The organism is Streptomyces sp. CB02056 (genome assembly GCF_001905545.1).
Lineage (GTDB): Bacteria > Actinomycetota > Actinomycetes > Streptomycetales > Streptomycetaceae > Kitasatospora.
In genome coordinates this window covers 283,147-296,688 of the sequence record NZ_LIPD01000003.1, presented here as the reverse complement: position 1 = coordinate 296,688, position 13,542 = coordinate 283,147, and the positions used below count along the sequence as shown (strand labels likewise).

Genomic DNA, 13,542 nt, shown 5'->3' with positions numbered 1-13,542 from the left:
TCGGCCGAAGGTCCCCACCAGGGGTTTTCCGACCCCCCACTAAGCTGGGGGCCATGGCTGACACGACGTACCGACTCATCCTGCTCCGCCACGGCGAGAGCCAGTGGAACCAGAAGAACCTGTTCACCGGTTGGGTCGATGTCGACCTCAACGAGAAGGGCGAGAAGGAGGCCGCCCGCGGTGGCGAGCTCCTGGCCGCCGAGGGTCTGCTCCCCGACGTGCTGCACACCTCGCTGCTGCGCCGCGCCATCCGCACCTCCCAGATCGCCCTGGACAAGGCCGACCGGCACTGGATCCCGGTCAGCCGCAGCTGGCGGCTGAACGAGCGCCACTACGGCGCGCTCCAGGGCAAGGACAAGGCCCAGACCCTGGCCGAGTTCGGCGAGGAGCAGTTCCAGCTGTGGCGCCGCTCGTACGACACCCCGCCGCCGGTGCTGGCCGACGACGCCGAGTACTCGCAGGCCGGTGACGCGCGCTACGCCGACATCCCGAGCGAGCTGCGTCCGCGCACCGAGTGCCTGAAGGACGTCGTCGACCGGATGCTGCCGTACTGGTACGACGCCATCGTCCCGGACCTCGCCGCCGGCCGGACCGTCCTGGTCACCGCCCACGGCAACAGCCTGCGCGCGCTGGTCAAGCACCTCGACGGCATCTCCGACGAGGCCATCGCCGGCCTGAACATCCCGACCGGCATCCCGCTGGTCTACGAGCTGGACGCCGACTTCAAGCCCGTCACCCCGGGCGGCCGCTACCTCGACCCGGACGCCGCCGCGGCCGCCATCGAGGCGGTCAAGAACCAGGGCAAGAAGTAGGCCGCTTGCCGCTACGGCCCCGCCACCCGGTCCGACCGGGCGGCGGGGCCTTCGTTCGTTTTCGGTCGGTTCGGGGTCAACCCGCTTGCCTGGTTGGGGAGTTGGGTAGGTGGCAAAATGGTTCAGACCATTGACGGCCGCAGTCGGCGGCTCCTACCGTGAGGGCACCGGACTGGCGCAGGCATGCCAGGATCTCCCCGTCCGGGCCGCCGCACCCCCACGCGCGCGCGTCTGTGCCCCCGGCGCACACTCCATCCACCCCCACGGAGGAGCACCATGCGCACACGCCACATCGTCGGGGCGGCCGTCGCCGCGCTGGCGATCCCGCTGACCCTCGCCTTCCCGGCCGCGTCCCACGGCTGGATCACGACCCCGCCCAGCCGGGCCGCGCTCTGCGACACCCACGTGGACGGCGTCCCGTGGGACTGCGGTGACATCCAGTGGGAGCCGCAGAGCGTCGAGGGCCCCAAGGGCTTCCCGGCCCTCGGCCCCTCGGACGGCACCATCTGCGCCGGCGGCAACGCGCGCTTCGCCGAGCTGGACGACCCGCACGCGGGCGCCTGGCCGACCACGCCGGTGACGGCGGGCGGGCAGCTCACCTTCACCTGGAAGTTCACCGCCCGGCACGCGACCACCGACTTCCGGTACTACATGACCAAGCCGGGCTACGACGCGAGCCAGCCGGTCACCCGGGCCAACCTGGACCTGACGCCCTTCCTGACCGTCCCGTACGGCGGGCAGCAGGTGCCGAGCACGCTCAGCCACACCGCGACCATCCCGGGCGGGCGCACCGGCCACCAGGTGGTCGTCGCGGTCTGGACGATCTCCGACACCGGGAACGCCTTCTACTCCTGCACCGACGTCGCGTTCTGACGTCCGGTCCCGACGCCCGGCCCGACGCGGACACGGGCACGGACGCGAACGAGGTGCACGGCCGCCGGAAGACCGTGCACCTCGGGGACTCCTCGGACGGCGGCGCGCTCAGTGGCCGCCGCAGCAGCCGCCGTCGGCACCGCCGCACTGGCAGGGCGCGCCGGACTGGCAGCCGCAGCCGCAGCCCGGGCCGCAGCCGCAGCCGGCGGCGAGGACGGGGAGCAGCTTCGGGGCGGGCGGCTCGACGGTGGTGTGGGCGGATGCCGGTCGGGTCGGGTGGGCCTTCATCGAGCTTCCCTCCTTGTGACGGGCACAGTCCTGTGCCCCCAACGTCGAGTGAAGCCGCCGAACGGACGGAGCGTCAACGGGCGCGCGGTGGTGGGGCGCACGGAGTGCCGTGCGCCCGCACCACCCTCGTCGCAGGTTTACTCGCCCCGGGGGGTGAGCCTGGAGCGGCCACGAAGCACCGCCCGGACCGGAGGTCAGTCGACCGGCGCGGCCTCGGCGGCCTCGGTGGCGGCCACGAACTCGGCCACGTGCTCGCCCGTCACCAGGTACACCACGCGCTTGGCGACCGACACCGCGTGGTCCGCGAAGCGCTCGTAGTAGCGGCCGACCAGGGTGATGTCGACGGCGGTCTCGATCCCGTGGTGCCAGCGCTCGTCGATCAGGTGCGACAGCAGCTCGCGGTGCAGGGTGTCGATCGCGTCGTCGTCCTGCTCCATCTCCAGCGCCTTGTCGACGTCCTTGGTGGCGATGACCAGGCCGGCCTTGGCCACCAGGCGCTGGGCGAGCTGGCCCATCTCCAGGACGGTGGAGTGCAGGTCGCTCGGCACGGCGGTGTCGGGGTAGCGCATCCGCGCGACCTTGGCGACGTGCCGGGCGAGGTCGCCGCAGCGCTCCAGGTCGGCGCTCATCCGCAGCGAGGTGACGACGATGCGCAGGTCGGTGGCGACCGGCTGCTGGCGGGCGAGGAGGTCGATGGCCCGGTTCTCCAGGTCGTGGTGGAGCTCGTTGACCTTCTCGTCGGCGGCGATCACACCCTCCGCCAGGGCGAGGTCCGCGTCGAGGAGGGCGGTGGTGGCGCGGCCCATGGCAGAGCCGACCAGCCGGGCCATCTCGACCAGGCTGTCGCCGATCGCATCGAGTTCCTCGTGGTACGCGTCGCGCATGTTCTCTCCTCAGTAGCTGTGTCGGTGGCGGTGCCGACCGGTCAGCCCGTCCGACCGTCGTTCCGGTGTCCGGGTGACCGCTGCTGGTGGCGCGCATCGTACGCGCACACCCGAGCCGGTGGCCGTTGTTCGGCACACCGATCTCTCCCACACGGGCTGCCTGGCCAACTTTCGGCCGCCTGGGCGACGGTGCACGGCCGCTCCGGTGAATCGGCGGCTACCTGAAGGTGAATTCTCGGCAACGCGTGGTCGATGCCTTGATCGGGTGCTTGGGGACTGGCCTGGCCGTGCGCTTACGCTGGCCACATGGACGTGAACGTGGCCGCCGCCGCTGCCTGTGCCATAGCCGGGCTCGGTGTCGGCCTCACCGCCTCCATCGCCTTCCGCTGGAGCGAGCGCGAGCAGGCCAAGGGCAGGTACAGCGCAACCGGCGGCAGGAACCCCGGCCGGTACCAGTCACTGGGTACCGGCAACCCCGAGCCGCCGCTGCCGCCCGGGGTCGACACCGTGCTCTCCGTGCTCCGCTCCTGCGCGATCGTGCTGGGCGAGGGCGACGAGGTGGTCAAGGCCAGCTCGGCGGCGTACGCGATGGGCCTGGTGCGCGGCGGTGCCGTCGCGGTGGACCAGATGCTCGCGCTGGCCCGCTCCACCCGCCGGGACGGCGAGATCCGCCAGGTCGAGCTGGAGGTGCCCCGGCCGGGCGCGGCCCGCGCGGCCGAGCCGCTCGCGGTCTCCGTCCGGGTCGCCCCGCTGGGCTCCCGGCTGGTGCTGGTGCTGGTCGAGGACCAGACCGAGCGCCGCCGGGTGGAGGCCGTCCGCCGGGACTTCGTGGCCAACGTCAGCCACGAGCTCAAGACCCCGGTCGGCGCCCTGTCGCTGCTCTCCGAGGCGGTCGTGGACGCGTCCGACGACCCGGAGGCGGTGCAGCGCTTCGCCGGCCGGATGCAGGTCGAGGCGGCCCGGCTGGCCAGCCTGGTCCAGGAGATCATCGACCTCTCCCGGGTCCAGGACGACCGGCTGATGATCGACCCGGAGCCGGTCGCGGTGGACGAGCTGATCGCCGAGGCGATCGACCGCTGCCGCCAGCAGGCCGCCGCCAAGCAGATCCTGATCGCGGCGGGCGGCATCGCCGGCCTCTACCTGCACGGCAATCGCGGCCAGCTCGCCGCCGCGCTCGGCAACCTGGTCGAGAACGCCGTCAACTACAGCCCGCCCCGCACCCGGGTGGCCATCGCCACCCGGCGGATCTCCAGCGCCGCGGCGCTCGGGGAGGCGGACGGCGAGCTCATCGAGATCTCGGTCACCGACCAGGGCATCGGCATCTCCGAGAAGGACCGCGAGCGGGTCTTCGAGCGGTTCTACCGCGTCGACCCCGCCCGCTCCCGGGCGACCGGCGGCACCGGCCTGGGCCTGTCCATCGTCAAGCACGTCGCGGCCTCGCACGGCGGCACCGTCTCGGTGTGGAGCGTCGAGGGCCAGGGGTCGACCTTCACCGTCCGCCTGCCCGCCGGGCAGGCACCCACGGAGGACGAGCCCGACGACGCGTTCGACGACGAGTTCGGCGACGAGCCGGACCACACGCCGGACGGCGGCCCCGCCGCCGCACCCCGAACCCTCACCACGGACCGGACGGACCGCGCTCCCCGCGCGCCCCGCACGGACCGTTCGCTCCCCACCGGGGAGCGGGCACCACACCTGTCAGACACAACCCCGCAGCTTGCCCCGGAGGCCTGATCGTGACCCGAGTACTGGTGGTCGAGGACGAGGAGTCGTTCAGCGACGCCCTCTCGTACATGCTCCGCAAGGAGGGCTTCGAGGTGGCCGTGGCCGCCACCGGCCCCGACGCCCTGGAGCAGTTCGAACGGAACGGCGCCGACCTCGTCCTGCTCGACCTGATGCTGCCGGGCCTGCCCGGCACCGAGGTCTGCCGCCAGCTCCGGGTGCGTTCCAACGTCCCGGTGATCATGGTGACCGCGAAGGACAGCGAGATCGACAAGGTCGTCGGTCTGGAGATAGGCGCTGACGACTACGTCACCAAGCCGTACTCCACCCGCGAGCTGGTCGCGCGGATCCGCGCGGTGCTGCGCCGCCGCGGCGAGGACGGCGGCGCGGGCGACAACGGCGGCGGCCCGGGCGCCCTGGAGGCGGGCCCGGTCCGGATGGACGTGGACCGCCACGTGGTGACCGTGGACGGCGCCAAGGTCGACCTGCCGCTCAAGGAGTTCGACCTGCTGGAGATGCTGCTGCGCAACGCGGGCCGGGTGCTCACCCGGATGCAGCTGATCGACCGGGTCTGGGGCGCGGACTACGTCGGCGACACCAAGACCCTGGACGTCCACGTGAAGCGCCTGCGGGCCAAGATCGAGCCGGACCCGGGCGCGCCGCGCTACCTGGTCACCGTCCGCGGCCTGGGCTACAAGTTCGAGCCGTAAACCGTCCCCACCACGCGGAAGGCCCCCGCCGGCAGCAGCCGGAGGGGGCCTTCGCGTCGCTCCGGCGGGCCCTGGAGGGCCCGCCGGGGGCGGGGTGCGGCGTCAGTGCGCGGCCGGGACGGCCGGGGCGGTGGTGCCGGCCGGGACGGCGGCACCGGTGGCCGGCGCGCCCGGGGTGGTGGCGCCGGGGGCCGGAGCGGTGGCACCGGGGGTGGCCGCACCGGGGGTGGTGGTCTTGGCCGGGGTCGCGGTCGGCGACGGGGTCGGACCGAAGCCCTTGTAGAGGCCGCGGCCGTCTGCGCCCGAGTCCGGGCTCACGGCGGCCTGGGCCTCGACCTTCTGGCCGTCCTTGAAGGTGAACACGGTCGGGGCGAAGCCGCCGACGTGGACGGTCGCGGAGGCGGCGGTGGCGGACGGGTTGCCCTGGCCGCCGATCACCACCGCGCCGCGGGCCGGGACGACGATGCCGGACAGCGGAGCGCCGGCGGCGTCCGCGAAGGTGGTGGCGGCACCGCCGACGGTGACGGACTGGAGCTCGGCCGGGGCGTCCGCGGTGTTCGCGATGTTCACGACCACGTTGGCGGGACCGGTGTGGTCGCCCGAGGCGCCCTCCCCGGTGACGACCACGATGTTGTTCAGCCGGAGGTTCGTTCCGAGGGTCGCCGCCGCGTTGTCCGGCTTGATCTGCAGGGTGTCCGGCGTGTTGCCGGCGGCGCAGGAGGACAGCGAGGCGATGGCGATGGCGGCGAGGGCGGCGATGCTGCCGCGTCGAAGGCTGCGGCTCACGGCGGCGGCTTCTCCCTAGGTCACGTGTCGGGTGGTCAGGTCTCAGATTATCGACCTCGCTTATGCGCTCCTCACGGGGTGGTCCCCGTGTCGCACTCCCGGGGGCCGCCGGGGGCCGTCCGGCCGTACGCCGGGGGTGCGTCCGGCGGTACGTCGACATGTCCGGGTCACGCGGAGGACAAGGTTCGACCAAGATCGAATAACGATTCGGCCGCGACTCGAAAAGGGGTGAAAGCTCAAGATCCAATCATGGTTGCGGGGGTGTTGCGCAAGGGTTTCGTCGAACCCCGGAACCGCCTCCGACCTGCGGGAAGCCCCTCTCGAACACCGGTCGCAGCACGTCATGGGGGTCCTTGTCAAGCCCCGAGACCGGCCCTGACCTGCGAAAACGCCCTTCGGGTGGGCCGAGAAGCGTGTTATTCTGGAAAGCCACGGAAGGGGTCCTGTCACATGACGTTCAAGGTTGGCGACACGGTGGTCTACCCCCATCACGGGGCCGCGCTGATCGAGGCCATCGAAACTCGCCAGATCAAAGGTGTGGACAAGACCTACCTGGTGCTCAAGGTGCAGCAGGGAGACCTGACGCTCCGCGTGCCCGCCGAGAACGCGGAGTTCGTCGGTGTGCGCGATGTAGTCGGCCAGGAGGGTCTGGACCGGGTCTTCGAGGTGCTGCGGGCACCGTACACGGAAGAGCCGACCAACTGGTCCCGTCGCTACAAGGCGAACCTGGAGAAGCTCGCCTCGGGTGATGTCATCAAGGTCGCCGAGGTCGTCCGCGACCTGTGGCGCCGCGAGCGCGAGCGCGGCCTCTCGGCCGGCGAGAAGCGGATGCTCGCGAAGGCGCGCCAGATCCTCGTCAGCGAGCTCGCGCTGGCGGAGAACACCAACGAGGACAAGGCGGAGACGCTGCTCGACGAGGTCCTCGCCTCGTAGCGCGCCACCGCAGTGCGGTCGGGCTGCCGCCCAACGCTCACAGCGCCCGGTGCCGGCGCGCCACTCCTCGGACGAACCGTCCGGGAGTGGTGCAGTGGCACTCCGGGCGCTGAGGCATGTCCGGACCACGCCACCCGCCCGAGCCGGCCCAGGCCTGCAAGACCGTTTCCGCACCCGTTCTTGCGCGGAACCGTTGCGCGGAACTTGCGGAGCTGTGCGGCGGACGGTGGACCGTGGTTCTTCGGAAGGGGCCCGGTGCGCCCGCCGGGCACGCCATGGCCATACCCACTTCGCCGAAGGAGTGAAACCTGAACGCGTCAGGAGCAGTCGCAGCAGCAGTGGTGCCCGCCGCCGGACGGGGTGAGCGGCTGGGGCCCGGGGCCCCGAAGGCCCTGCGGGAACTGGGGGGCGTGCCGCTCCTGGTGCACGCCGTCCGGGCCCTGGCCCGCAGTCGGGCGGTCGGCCTGGTCGTGGTCGCCGCGCCCGCCGACGGGGTGGCCGAGGTGGTCGCCCTGCTGGACAGCCACGGGCTGGACGACAAGGACATCCGGGTGGTGGCCGGCGGGGCGACCCGCCAGGAGTCGGTCCGGCTGGGCCTGGCCGCGATCCCGGACGAGGTCGGGATCGTGCTGGTGCACGACGCGGCCCGCCCGCTGGTCCCGGTCGAGGTGGTGGACGCCGTCGCGGCCGCCGTCCGGGCCGGGGCGCGGGCGGTGGTGCCCGCGGTGCCGCTGGCCGACACGGTGAAGCGGGTCGAGCCGAACCCGGGCGGCCCCGAGCCGGTGCTCGACACGCCCGAGCGCGCCACCCTGCGCGCGGTGCAGACCCCGCAGGGCTTCGACCGCGCCACCCTGGTCGAGGTGCACGCCAAGGCGCTGGCCGAGGAGAGCGCGGGCACCGCCGACGCGCCCCCGGTCACCGACGACGCCGGCCTGGTGGAGCGCTACGGCGGCCGGGTCGTCGTGGTGCCCGGCCACGAGGAGGCGTTCAAGGTCACCCGTCCACTGGACCTCGTGCTCGCCGAGGCCGTACTCGCCCGCAGGAGGGCCGCCGATGCCTACTGACCCGCAGACCCCCGTGATCCCCCGCGTGGGGATCGGCACCGACGTGCACGCCTTCGAGGCCGGCCGCCCGCTCCGGGTGGCCGGGCTGGACTGGCCGGACGCCGAGGTCGGCCTCTCCGGGCACTCGGACGCCGACGTCGCCGCGCACGCCGCCTGCGACGCGCTGTTCTCGGCCGCCGGGATCGGCGACCTGGGCGCCCACTTCGGCACCGACCGGCCGGAGTGGGCCGGCGCGTCCGGGGCGAAGCTGCTCGGCGAGGCGGCCCGGCTGGTCCGCGAGGCGGGCTTCGAGATCGGCAACGTGGCGGTCCAGGTGATCGGCGTGCGGCCGAAGATCGGCAAGCGGCGGGCCGAGGCGCAGGCCGCGCTGTCCGAGGCGGTCGGCGCCCCGGTGTCCGTCTCCGGCACCACCACCGACGGGCTGGGGCTGACCGGCCGGGCCGAGGGCCTGGCCGCGATCGCCACCGCCCTGGTGTACGAGCGGCGTTGAGCCGGTCGCGGTGAGCGGTCGGGAACAACCCGGACCTGACGGGTGTTCACCGGGTGTTCCCGGGGCCCGAGTCGCTAGTGTTCGGCTCGGGCCCGGACGGGGCTTCCGCTCGGGCCGAACGCCGACGTGAAGGGGTTTCCGATGGGTGTCGAACTTGCGGACAAGGTCAAGGAACTGCTCGACAGCACGAGCTTCGCCGTGGTCTCCACCATCCAGCCCGACGGGGGCCCGCAGGCCTCCGTGGTCTGGGTCAAGCGGGACGGCGACGACATCCTGTTCTCCACCGTCGAGGGCCGCCGGAAGCACCTCAACCTGGTCAGGGACCCGAGGGTGTCCCTCGTCATCAACGACAAGGACAACCCGTACGAGTACTTCGAGGCGCGCGGCGAGGCGACGCTGACCACCGAGGGCGGCCGGGAGCTGATCGACGAGCTGTCCCGCAAGTACCTGGGCAAGGACTACACCTTCGACGGTCCGGAGGCGGTCCGGGTGGTCGTCCGGATCTCCCCGGACAAGGTGCTCGGCAACATCTGAGTCCCGTCCGCGTCCCGCCGTTTCCCCGGGATCACGCCCCCGTTGTCCCGGGGAATGTGGCGGGGCACCCCCCGGTGCCCACTACGCTTGACGCTGTGAGCATTCGTCTGTACGACACCAGCACCCGCCAGGTACGCGACTTCGTCCCGCTTGTACCGGGTTGTGTCTCGATCTACCTGTGCGGCGCTACCGTTCAGTCGGCGCCACACATCGGGCACATCCGGTCGTACCTCAACTTCGACCTCATGCAGCGGTGGTTCGCCTACCGCGGCTACCAGGTGACCTTCGCCCGGAACGTCACCGACATCGACGACAAGATCATCGCCAAGGAGCGCGAGCTCGGCACGCCGTGGTGGCAGATCGCCTACGAGAACGAGCGCGCCTTCAACGACGGCTACGACGCGCTCGGCTGCCTGCGGCCGACGGTCGAGCCGCGGGCCACCGGGCACATCCCCGAGATGATCGCGATGATGCAGGGGCTCATCGAGAAGGGCCACGCCTACGCGGCCGACGGCAACGTCTACTTCGACGTGCGGTCGTACCCCGACTACCTGGCGCTCTCCAACCAGAAGCTGGACGACCTGCGCCAGCCCGAGGGCGAGGGCGAGACCGGCAAGCGGGACCAGCGCGACTTCGCGATGTGGAAGGCCGCCAAGCCGGGCGAGCCGAGCTGGGAGACCCCGTGGGGCCGCGGCCGTCCGGGCTGGCACCTGGAGTGCTCGGCGATGGCCCACAAGTACCTGGGCGCGGCCTTCGACATCCACGGCGGCGGGCTGGACCTGATCTTCCCGCACCACGAGAACGAGATCGCCCAGTCCAAGGCCTACGGCGACGACTTCGCCGGCTTCTGGGTGCACAACGCCTGGGTCACCATGGCCGGCGAGAAGATGAGCAAGTCGCTGGGCAACTCGGTGCTGGTCTCCGAGATGGTCCGGGCGTGGCGGCCGATCGTGCTCCGCTACTACCTGGCGGCTCCGCACTACCGCTCGATGATCGAGTACAGCGAGGAGTCGCTGCGCGAGGCCGAGGCCGGCTTCGGCCGGATCGAGGGCTTCATCCAGCGCGCCGTCGAGCGCTGCGGCACGGTCGACGCGGCGCCCGAGGTGCCGCCGGCCTTCGCCGAGGCGATGGACGACGACTTCGGCGTGCCGCAGGCGCTGGCCGTCGTGCACACCGCCGTCCGCCAGGGCAACAGCGCCCTGAACGCGGACGACAAGGAGAGCGTGGTGGCGCGACTGGCCGAGGTCCGTGCGATGCTCGGTGTACTGGGCCTCGACCCGCTCGACCCGCACTGGGCCGGGACGGAGCGCGGCGAGGACCTCCACGGAGTGGTCGACTCGTTGGTCCGTCTGGTCCTGGACCAGCGGCAGGCCGCGCGCGAGCGCAAGGACTTCGCCACCGCGGACGCCATCCGCGACCAGCTCGGCCTCGCCGGGCTGGCCATCGAGGACACCCCGTCCGGCCCGCGCTGGACGATCAACAGCCAGTAACCCCATCCGACGATCGGGGTGATGGGTGGGCCGTACCGGACCGGTGCGGCCCTCCCGCATGACGTAGCGCATGCCGTCGGCCGCCACCGGGCAGACCGGGACGGCCGGGGCATGCCGGACAGACAGGAAGTACAGCCATGGCCGGCAACAGTGCACGCAGGAACCGTCGCAACCCCGGATCGAAGAAGGGCGCGTCTGTCGGTACCGGCGGCCACAGCCGGAAGGCGCTCCAGGGCAAGGGCCCGACGCCGCCCGGTGCGGAGCGCAAGGGCCACCCGAAGCAGCGCGCCGCCAACGCCGCGATCAAGCGCGAGCGGGACGCCAAGGCCCGGGCCGGCATGCGCCGGGCCGGCGGCGGCGGCCGCGGTGGCCGCGGCGGCGCGGGCAGCGCCGAGCTGGTCTTCGGCCGCAACTCGGTGGTCGAGGCCCTGCAGGGCGACGTCCCGGCCAACGCGCTGTACGTCCAGCAGTTCATCGACACCGACGACCGGGTCCGCGACGCCTTCCAGGCCGCCAACGACCGCGGCATCCCGCTGATGGAGGCCCCGCGGCCCCAGCTGGACCAGATGACCGGCGGGATGAACCACCAGGGCCTGGTGCTCCAGGTGCCGCCGTACGAGTACGCGCACCCCGACGACCTGCTGGTCGACGCCGCCGACGCCGGCCAGGACGCGCTGATCATCGCGCTGGACGGCGTGACCGACTCGCGCAACCTGGGCGCCGTGGTCCGCTCGGCCGCCGCCTTCGGCGCGCACGGCGTGGTCATCCCCGAACGCCGCGCGGCCGGCATGACCGCCGGTGCCTGGAAGACCTCCTCCGGCGCCGCGGCCCGGCTGCCCGTCGCCCGGGCCACCAACATGACCCGCACCCTGGAGGCCTACCAGAAGGCCGGTCTGATGGTGGTCGGCCTGGCCGCCGACGGCGAGGCCGAGATCGGCGACCTGGAGCTGCTGACCGGTCCGGTCGTGATCGTCGCGGGCAGCGAGGGCAAGGGCCTGTCCCGGCTGGTCTCGGAGACCTGCGACATGCGGGTCCGGATCCCGATGTCCGGCCTGACCGAGTCGCTGAACGCCGGTGTCGCGGCGGGCATCGTGCTGTACGAGGCCGCGCGACTGCGCGCCAAGCGCTGAGCACGGCCGGGTCGCGGCGCGCAGGAGATCTTCCGAATTCCCCGCAATCCGAGTGAAGGCGATCGGGCCCCGACCGGGCCCGATCGCTTTTTTCATGATCACTTCAAGTGTGCGCCGGACATCCACCCGGGAGAGTGTCCTAAGCGGGCGTCACCCGGTTAGACGGGCGTGGACACCAGAACACCTCGGCGCCCCCTGTTCGGCGACGGCAGCACCGGGATAGACGCGGGCCCCGGCCTCAACACCGTCAAGGTGGAGTCGGACCCTTCGCGGCTCAGCAGCACCCAGGCGAGCTTCCGGCTCCGGCTCGGCGGCCCGGTGGCGCCGCTGATCGATGCCCCGGCCGGACTGCTGTCCACCGGTGCCGCATTCGGCGACCCGTACGCCAACCAGGGCCTGATCCGCCGTCCGCTGGTCACCCCGCAGGTCGTCGTGCCCTCCTCCGCCGTCCCGGCGCTGGCCGGGGCCGGGGCCGGCGGCGCACCGCGCCGCAAGGGCCGGGTCACCGCCGTCACCTGGACCGGCCAGGCGCCCCCCGGGGACCTCGCGGCCACCCGGCTGCTGGAGGCGGTGCGCCCCGGCTGCACCCCGGCCGGCGGCGTCCGCCTGATCGAGGCGGACACCCAGGCGCTCCCCTCCCTCGCGGGCGCCCGCACCCTCCCGCGCCAGCCCCGCGAGGGCGCCGGCACCGCCACCGAAGCGGGCGTCGGCCCGGTCGGCGAGCCGCACGGCTGGACCCCGAGCGGCGAACTGCCCGAGGTCTCCGCCGTCGACGCCGCGGGCAGGCAGCCCTGGTACCCGGGCCGCCGGGTCGACCTCGGCCTGGTGCTGCTGCCGCTGCGCGCCGTCCTCGGCTCGCTCTCCGTCTACGCCGGGTTCAGCAAGCTCTGCGACCCGGTGTACTTCGACGGCGGCGAGCGCGGCTCGATGATGCGCTGGCTCTCCTCGCTGCACCCCTGGAAGGTCGCCGAACCGCTGCTGGCCTTCGCCATGGCGCACCCGGTGGGCGCCGGCCTGGTGGTGTCGTTCACCCAGATCGTGGTCGGCGTGCTGACCGTCCTCGGCCTCTGGCAGCGGCTCGCCGCCGGCGCCGCGATGGCGCTCTCCGCCGCGCTGCTGTTCACCGTCAGCTGGCGGGCCGTCCCGGTCTACGACACCCCGGACCTGATCTTCCTCGCGGCGTGGAGCCCGCTGCTGATCGCCGGAGCGCCGTTCGCCTCGCTGGACGGGCGGCTCAGCCTGGAGGCCTGGCGCCGGTACGGCGCGGACGCGCCCGGGGCGCTGCGCCGCCGGGTGCTGCGCCGCGGCACCGTGGTCACCACGGTCGTCGTCGGCCTGACCCTGCTGCTCGGCTCGATGCTCGGCGCCGCCGTCCGTACCGGCGCCCGGGCGCACCAGGCGCCGGACCGTCCGGCCACCGACTACGGCACCCCGGTCTGGCCGTCCGGCAGCCCGTCCGGCGCCCCCGGCGGCAAGGGCACGTCCACCACGCCCCAACCCGCCGCCCCGCACCCGGCCACCCCGACGCCGAGCGCGACCACCCCGGCCGCCACGCCGTCCACCAAGCCGGCCACCCCGACGCCGAGCGGCAAGGCGCACTCGGGCAAGCCGGAGGCCGGGTCGGGCTCCTCCCCGGCCGCTCCCGCCCCGTCCGGCGGCTCCGGCGGCACCGCCCCCGCCTCGCGCGGCACCCCGGGCACCGGCGGCTCGGGGCCGGCGGCCAAGTCCAGCCCGAGCTCCGGCGGGCTGCTCGGCGGAGTGCTGGGCAGCGCGCCGCTGGCCGACCTCTCCGGCGGCCGGACCTCCCACCCGGGGGTGCCGACCGC

General features: G+C 73.2%; 14 protein-coding genes. 11 read left to right on the top strand and 3 right to left on the bottom strand.

The genetic code is table 11. The features are described 5' to 3' along the window. Window positions 1–53: 53 nt before the first annotated feature. Both AMK13_RS08700 and AMK13_RS08695 read left to right on the top strand, forming a co-directional pair. Window positions 54–812, top strand: coding sequence for a phosphoglyceromutase (locus AMK13_RS08700; RefSeq protein WP_049657900.1), 759 nt, complete (start codon window positions 54–56; stop codon window positions 810–812). A gap of 276 nt (window positions 813–1,088) precedes the next feature. Then, window positions 1,089–1,685 (top strand): lytic polysaccharide monooxygenase, encoded by a 597-nt coding sequence (locus tag AMK13_RS08695; RefSeq protein ID WP_074001728.1) that lies wholly within the window; start codon window positions 1,089–1,091, stop codon window positions 1,683–1,685. Between the two features lie 108 nt (window positions 1,686–1,793). On the opposite strand, the gene AMK13_RS08690 is transcribed toward AMK13_RS08695, so the two are convergent. Both AMK13_RS08690 and phoU read right to left on the bottom strand, forming a co-directional pair. Continuing rightward, window positions 1,794–1,973, bottom strand: coding sequence for a hypothetical protein (locus AMK13_RS08690; protein ID WP_074001727.1), 180 nt, complete (start codon window positions 1,971–1,973; stop codon window positions 1,794–1,796). 194 nt (window positions 1,974–2,167) lie between these two features. Continuing rightward, entirely contained in the window at window positions 2,168–2,857 is a 690-nt protein-coding gene (gene phoU, locus AMK13_RS08685; protein WP_049657907.1) for a phosphate signaling complex protein PhoU, read from the bottom strand. 306 nt (window positions 2,858–3,163) lie between these two features. Here phoU and AMK13_RS08680 point away from each other — a divergent pair, with 306 nt between their 5' ends. Together AMK13_RS08680 and AMK13_RS08675 are read left to right on the top strand one after the other, a co-directional pair. After that, window positions 3,164–4,591: a sensor histidine kinase gene (locus tag AMK13_RS08680; RefSeq protein ID WP_079271956.1), complete on the top strand. Its 1,428-nt coding sequence runs from the start codon at window positions 3,164–3,166 to the stop codon at window positions 4,589–4,591. 2 nt (window positions 4,592–4,593) lie between these two features. Beyond that, on the top strand, window positions 4,594–5,289 hold the full coding sequence (locus AMK13_RS08675; RefSeq protein ID WP_031069385.1) for a response regulator transcription factor: 696 nt from the start codon (window positions 4,594–4,596) through the stop codon (window positions 5,287–5,289). A gap of 102 nt (window positions 5,290–5,391) precedes the next feature. Here the strand turns inward: AMK13_RS08675 and AMK13_RS42810 are convergent, their stop codons facing one another. Then, window positions 5,392–6,075, bottom strand: coding sequence for a hypothetical protein (locus tag AMK13_RS42810; protein ID WP_074001726.1), 684 nt, complete (start codon window positions 6,073–6,075; stop codon window positions 5,392–5,394). A gap of 450 nt (window positions 6,076–6,525) precedes the next feature. Here AMK13_RS42810 and AMK13_RS08660 point away from each other — a divergent pair, with 450 nt between their 5' ends. The 7 genes from AMK13_RS08660 to AMK13_RS08630 form a co-directional block, all read left to right on the top strand. Beyond that, window positions 6,526–7,008, top strand: a complete 483-nt coding sequence (locus tag AMK13_RS08660; protein WP_014136563.1) for a CarD family transcriptional regulator — start codon at window positions 6,526–6,528, stop codon at window positions 7,006–7,008. A gap of 308 nt (window positions 7,009–7,316) precedes the next feature. After that, window positions 7,317–8,072 (top strand): 2-C-methyl-D-erythritol 4-phosphate cytidylyltransferase, encoded by a 756-nt coding sequence (gene ispD, locus AMK13_RS08655; RefSeq protein ID WP_074001725.1) that lies wholly within the window; start codon window positions 7,317–7,319, stop codon window positions 8,070–8,072. Next, window positions 8,062–8,562, top strand: a complete 501-nt coding sequence (gene ispF, locus AMK13_RS08650) for a 2-C-methyl-D-erythritol 2,4-cyclodiphosphate synthase (protein WP_049657183.1) — start codon at window positions 8,062–8,064, stop codon at window positions 8,560–8,562. The genes ispD and ispF overlap by 11 nt, the downstream gene beginning before the upstream one ends. Window positions 8,563–8,703: 141 nt before the next feature. Further along, window positions 8,704–9,096 carry a PPOX class F420-dependent oxidoreductase gene (locus AMK13_RS08645; protein ID WP_049657181.1) on the top strand — a complete coding sequence of 131 codons (393 nt, stop codon included), beginning with the start codon at window positions 8,704–8,706 and terminating at the stop codon, window positions 9,094–9,096. A 95-nt stretch (window positions 9,097–9,191) separates the two neighbouring features. Further along, window positions 9,192–10,586, top strand: coding sequence for a cysteine--tRNA ligase (cysS, locus tag AMK13_RS08640; protein ID WP_049657179.1), 1,395 nt, complete (start codon window positions 9,192–9,194; stop codon window positions 10,584–10,586). A gap of 137 nt (window positions 10,587–10,723) precedes the next feature. Continuing rightward, window positions 10,724–11,716, top strand: a complete 993-nt coding sequence (gene rlmB / locus AMK13_RS08635; RefSeq protein ID WP_049657177.1) for a 23S rRNA (guanosine(2251)-2'-O)-methyltransferase RlmB — start codon at window positions 10,724–10,726, stop codon at window positions 11,714–11,716. A gap of 168 nt (window positions 11,717–11,884) precedes the next feature. After that, the coding region (locus tag AMK13_RS08630) for a DoxX family membrane protein (RefSeq protein ID WP_074001724.1) at window positions 11,885–13,542 on the top strand (1,658 nt) is incomplete at its 3' end.

Excerpts from the sequence above, each read along its gene's own strand:
- AMK13_RS08700 (WP_049657900.1), top strand. The coding sequence starts at position 54 with ATGGCTGACACGACGTACCGACTCATCCTGCTCCGCCACGGCGAGAGC.
- AMK13_RS08695 (WP_074001728.1), top strand. The coding sequence starts at position 1,089 with ATGCGCACACGCCACATCGTCGGGGCGGCCGTCGCCGCGCTGGCGATC.
- AMK13_RS08690 (WP_074001727.1), bottom strand. The coding sequence starts at position 1,973 with ATGAAGGCCCACCCGACCCGACCGGCATCCGCCCACACCACCGTCGAG.
- phoU (WP_049657907.1), bottom strand. The coding sequence starts at position 2,857 with ATGCGCGACGCGTACCACGAGGAACTCGATGCGATCGGCGACAGCCTG.
- AMK13_RS08680 (WP_079271956.1), top strand. The coding sequence starts at position 3,164 with ATGGACGTGAACGTGGCCGCCGCCGCTGCCTGTGCCATAGCCGGGCTC.
- AMK13_RS08660 (WP_014136563.1), top strand. The coding sequence starts at position 6,526 with ATGACGTTCAAGGTTGGCGACACGGTGGTCTACCCCCATCACGGGGCC.
- ispF (WP_049657183.1), top strand. The coding sequence starts at position 8,062 with ATGCCTACTGACCCGCAGACCCCCGTGATCCCCCGCGTGGGGATCGGC.
- AMK13_RS08645 (WP_049657181.1), top strand. The coding sequence starts at position 8,704 with ATGGGTGTCGAACTTGCGGACAAGGTCAAGGAACTGCTCGACAGCACG.
- rlmB (WP_049657177.1), top strand. The coding sequence starts at position 10,724 with ATGGCCGGCAACAGTGCACGCAGGAACCGTCGCAACCCCGGATCGAAG.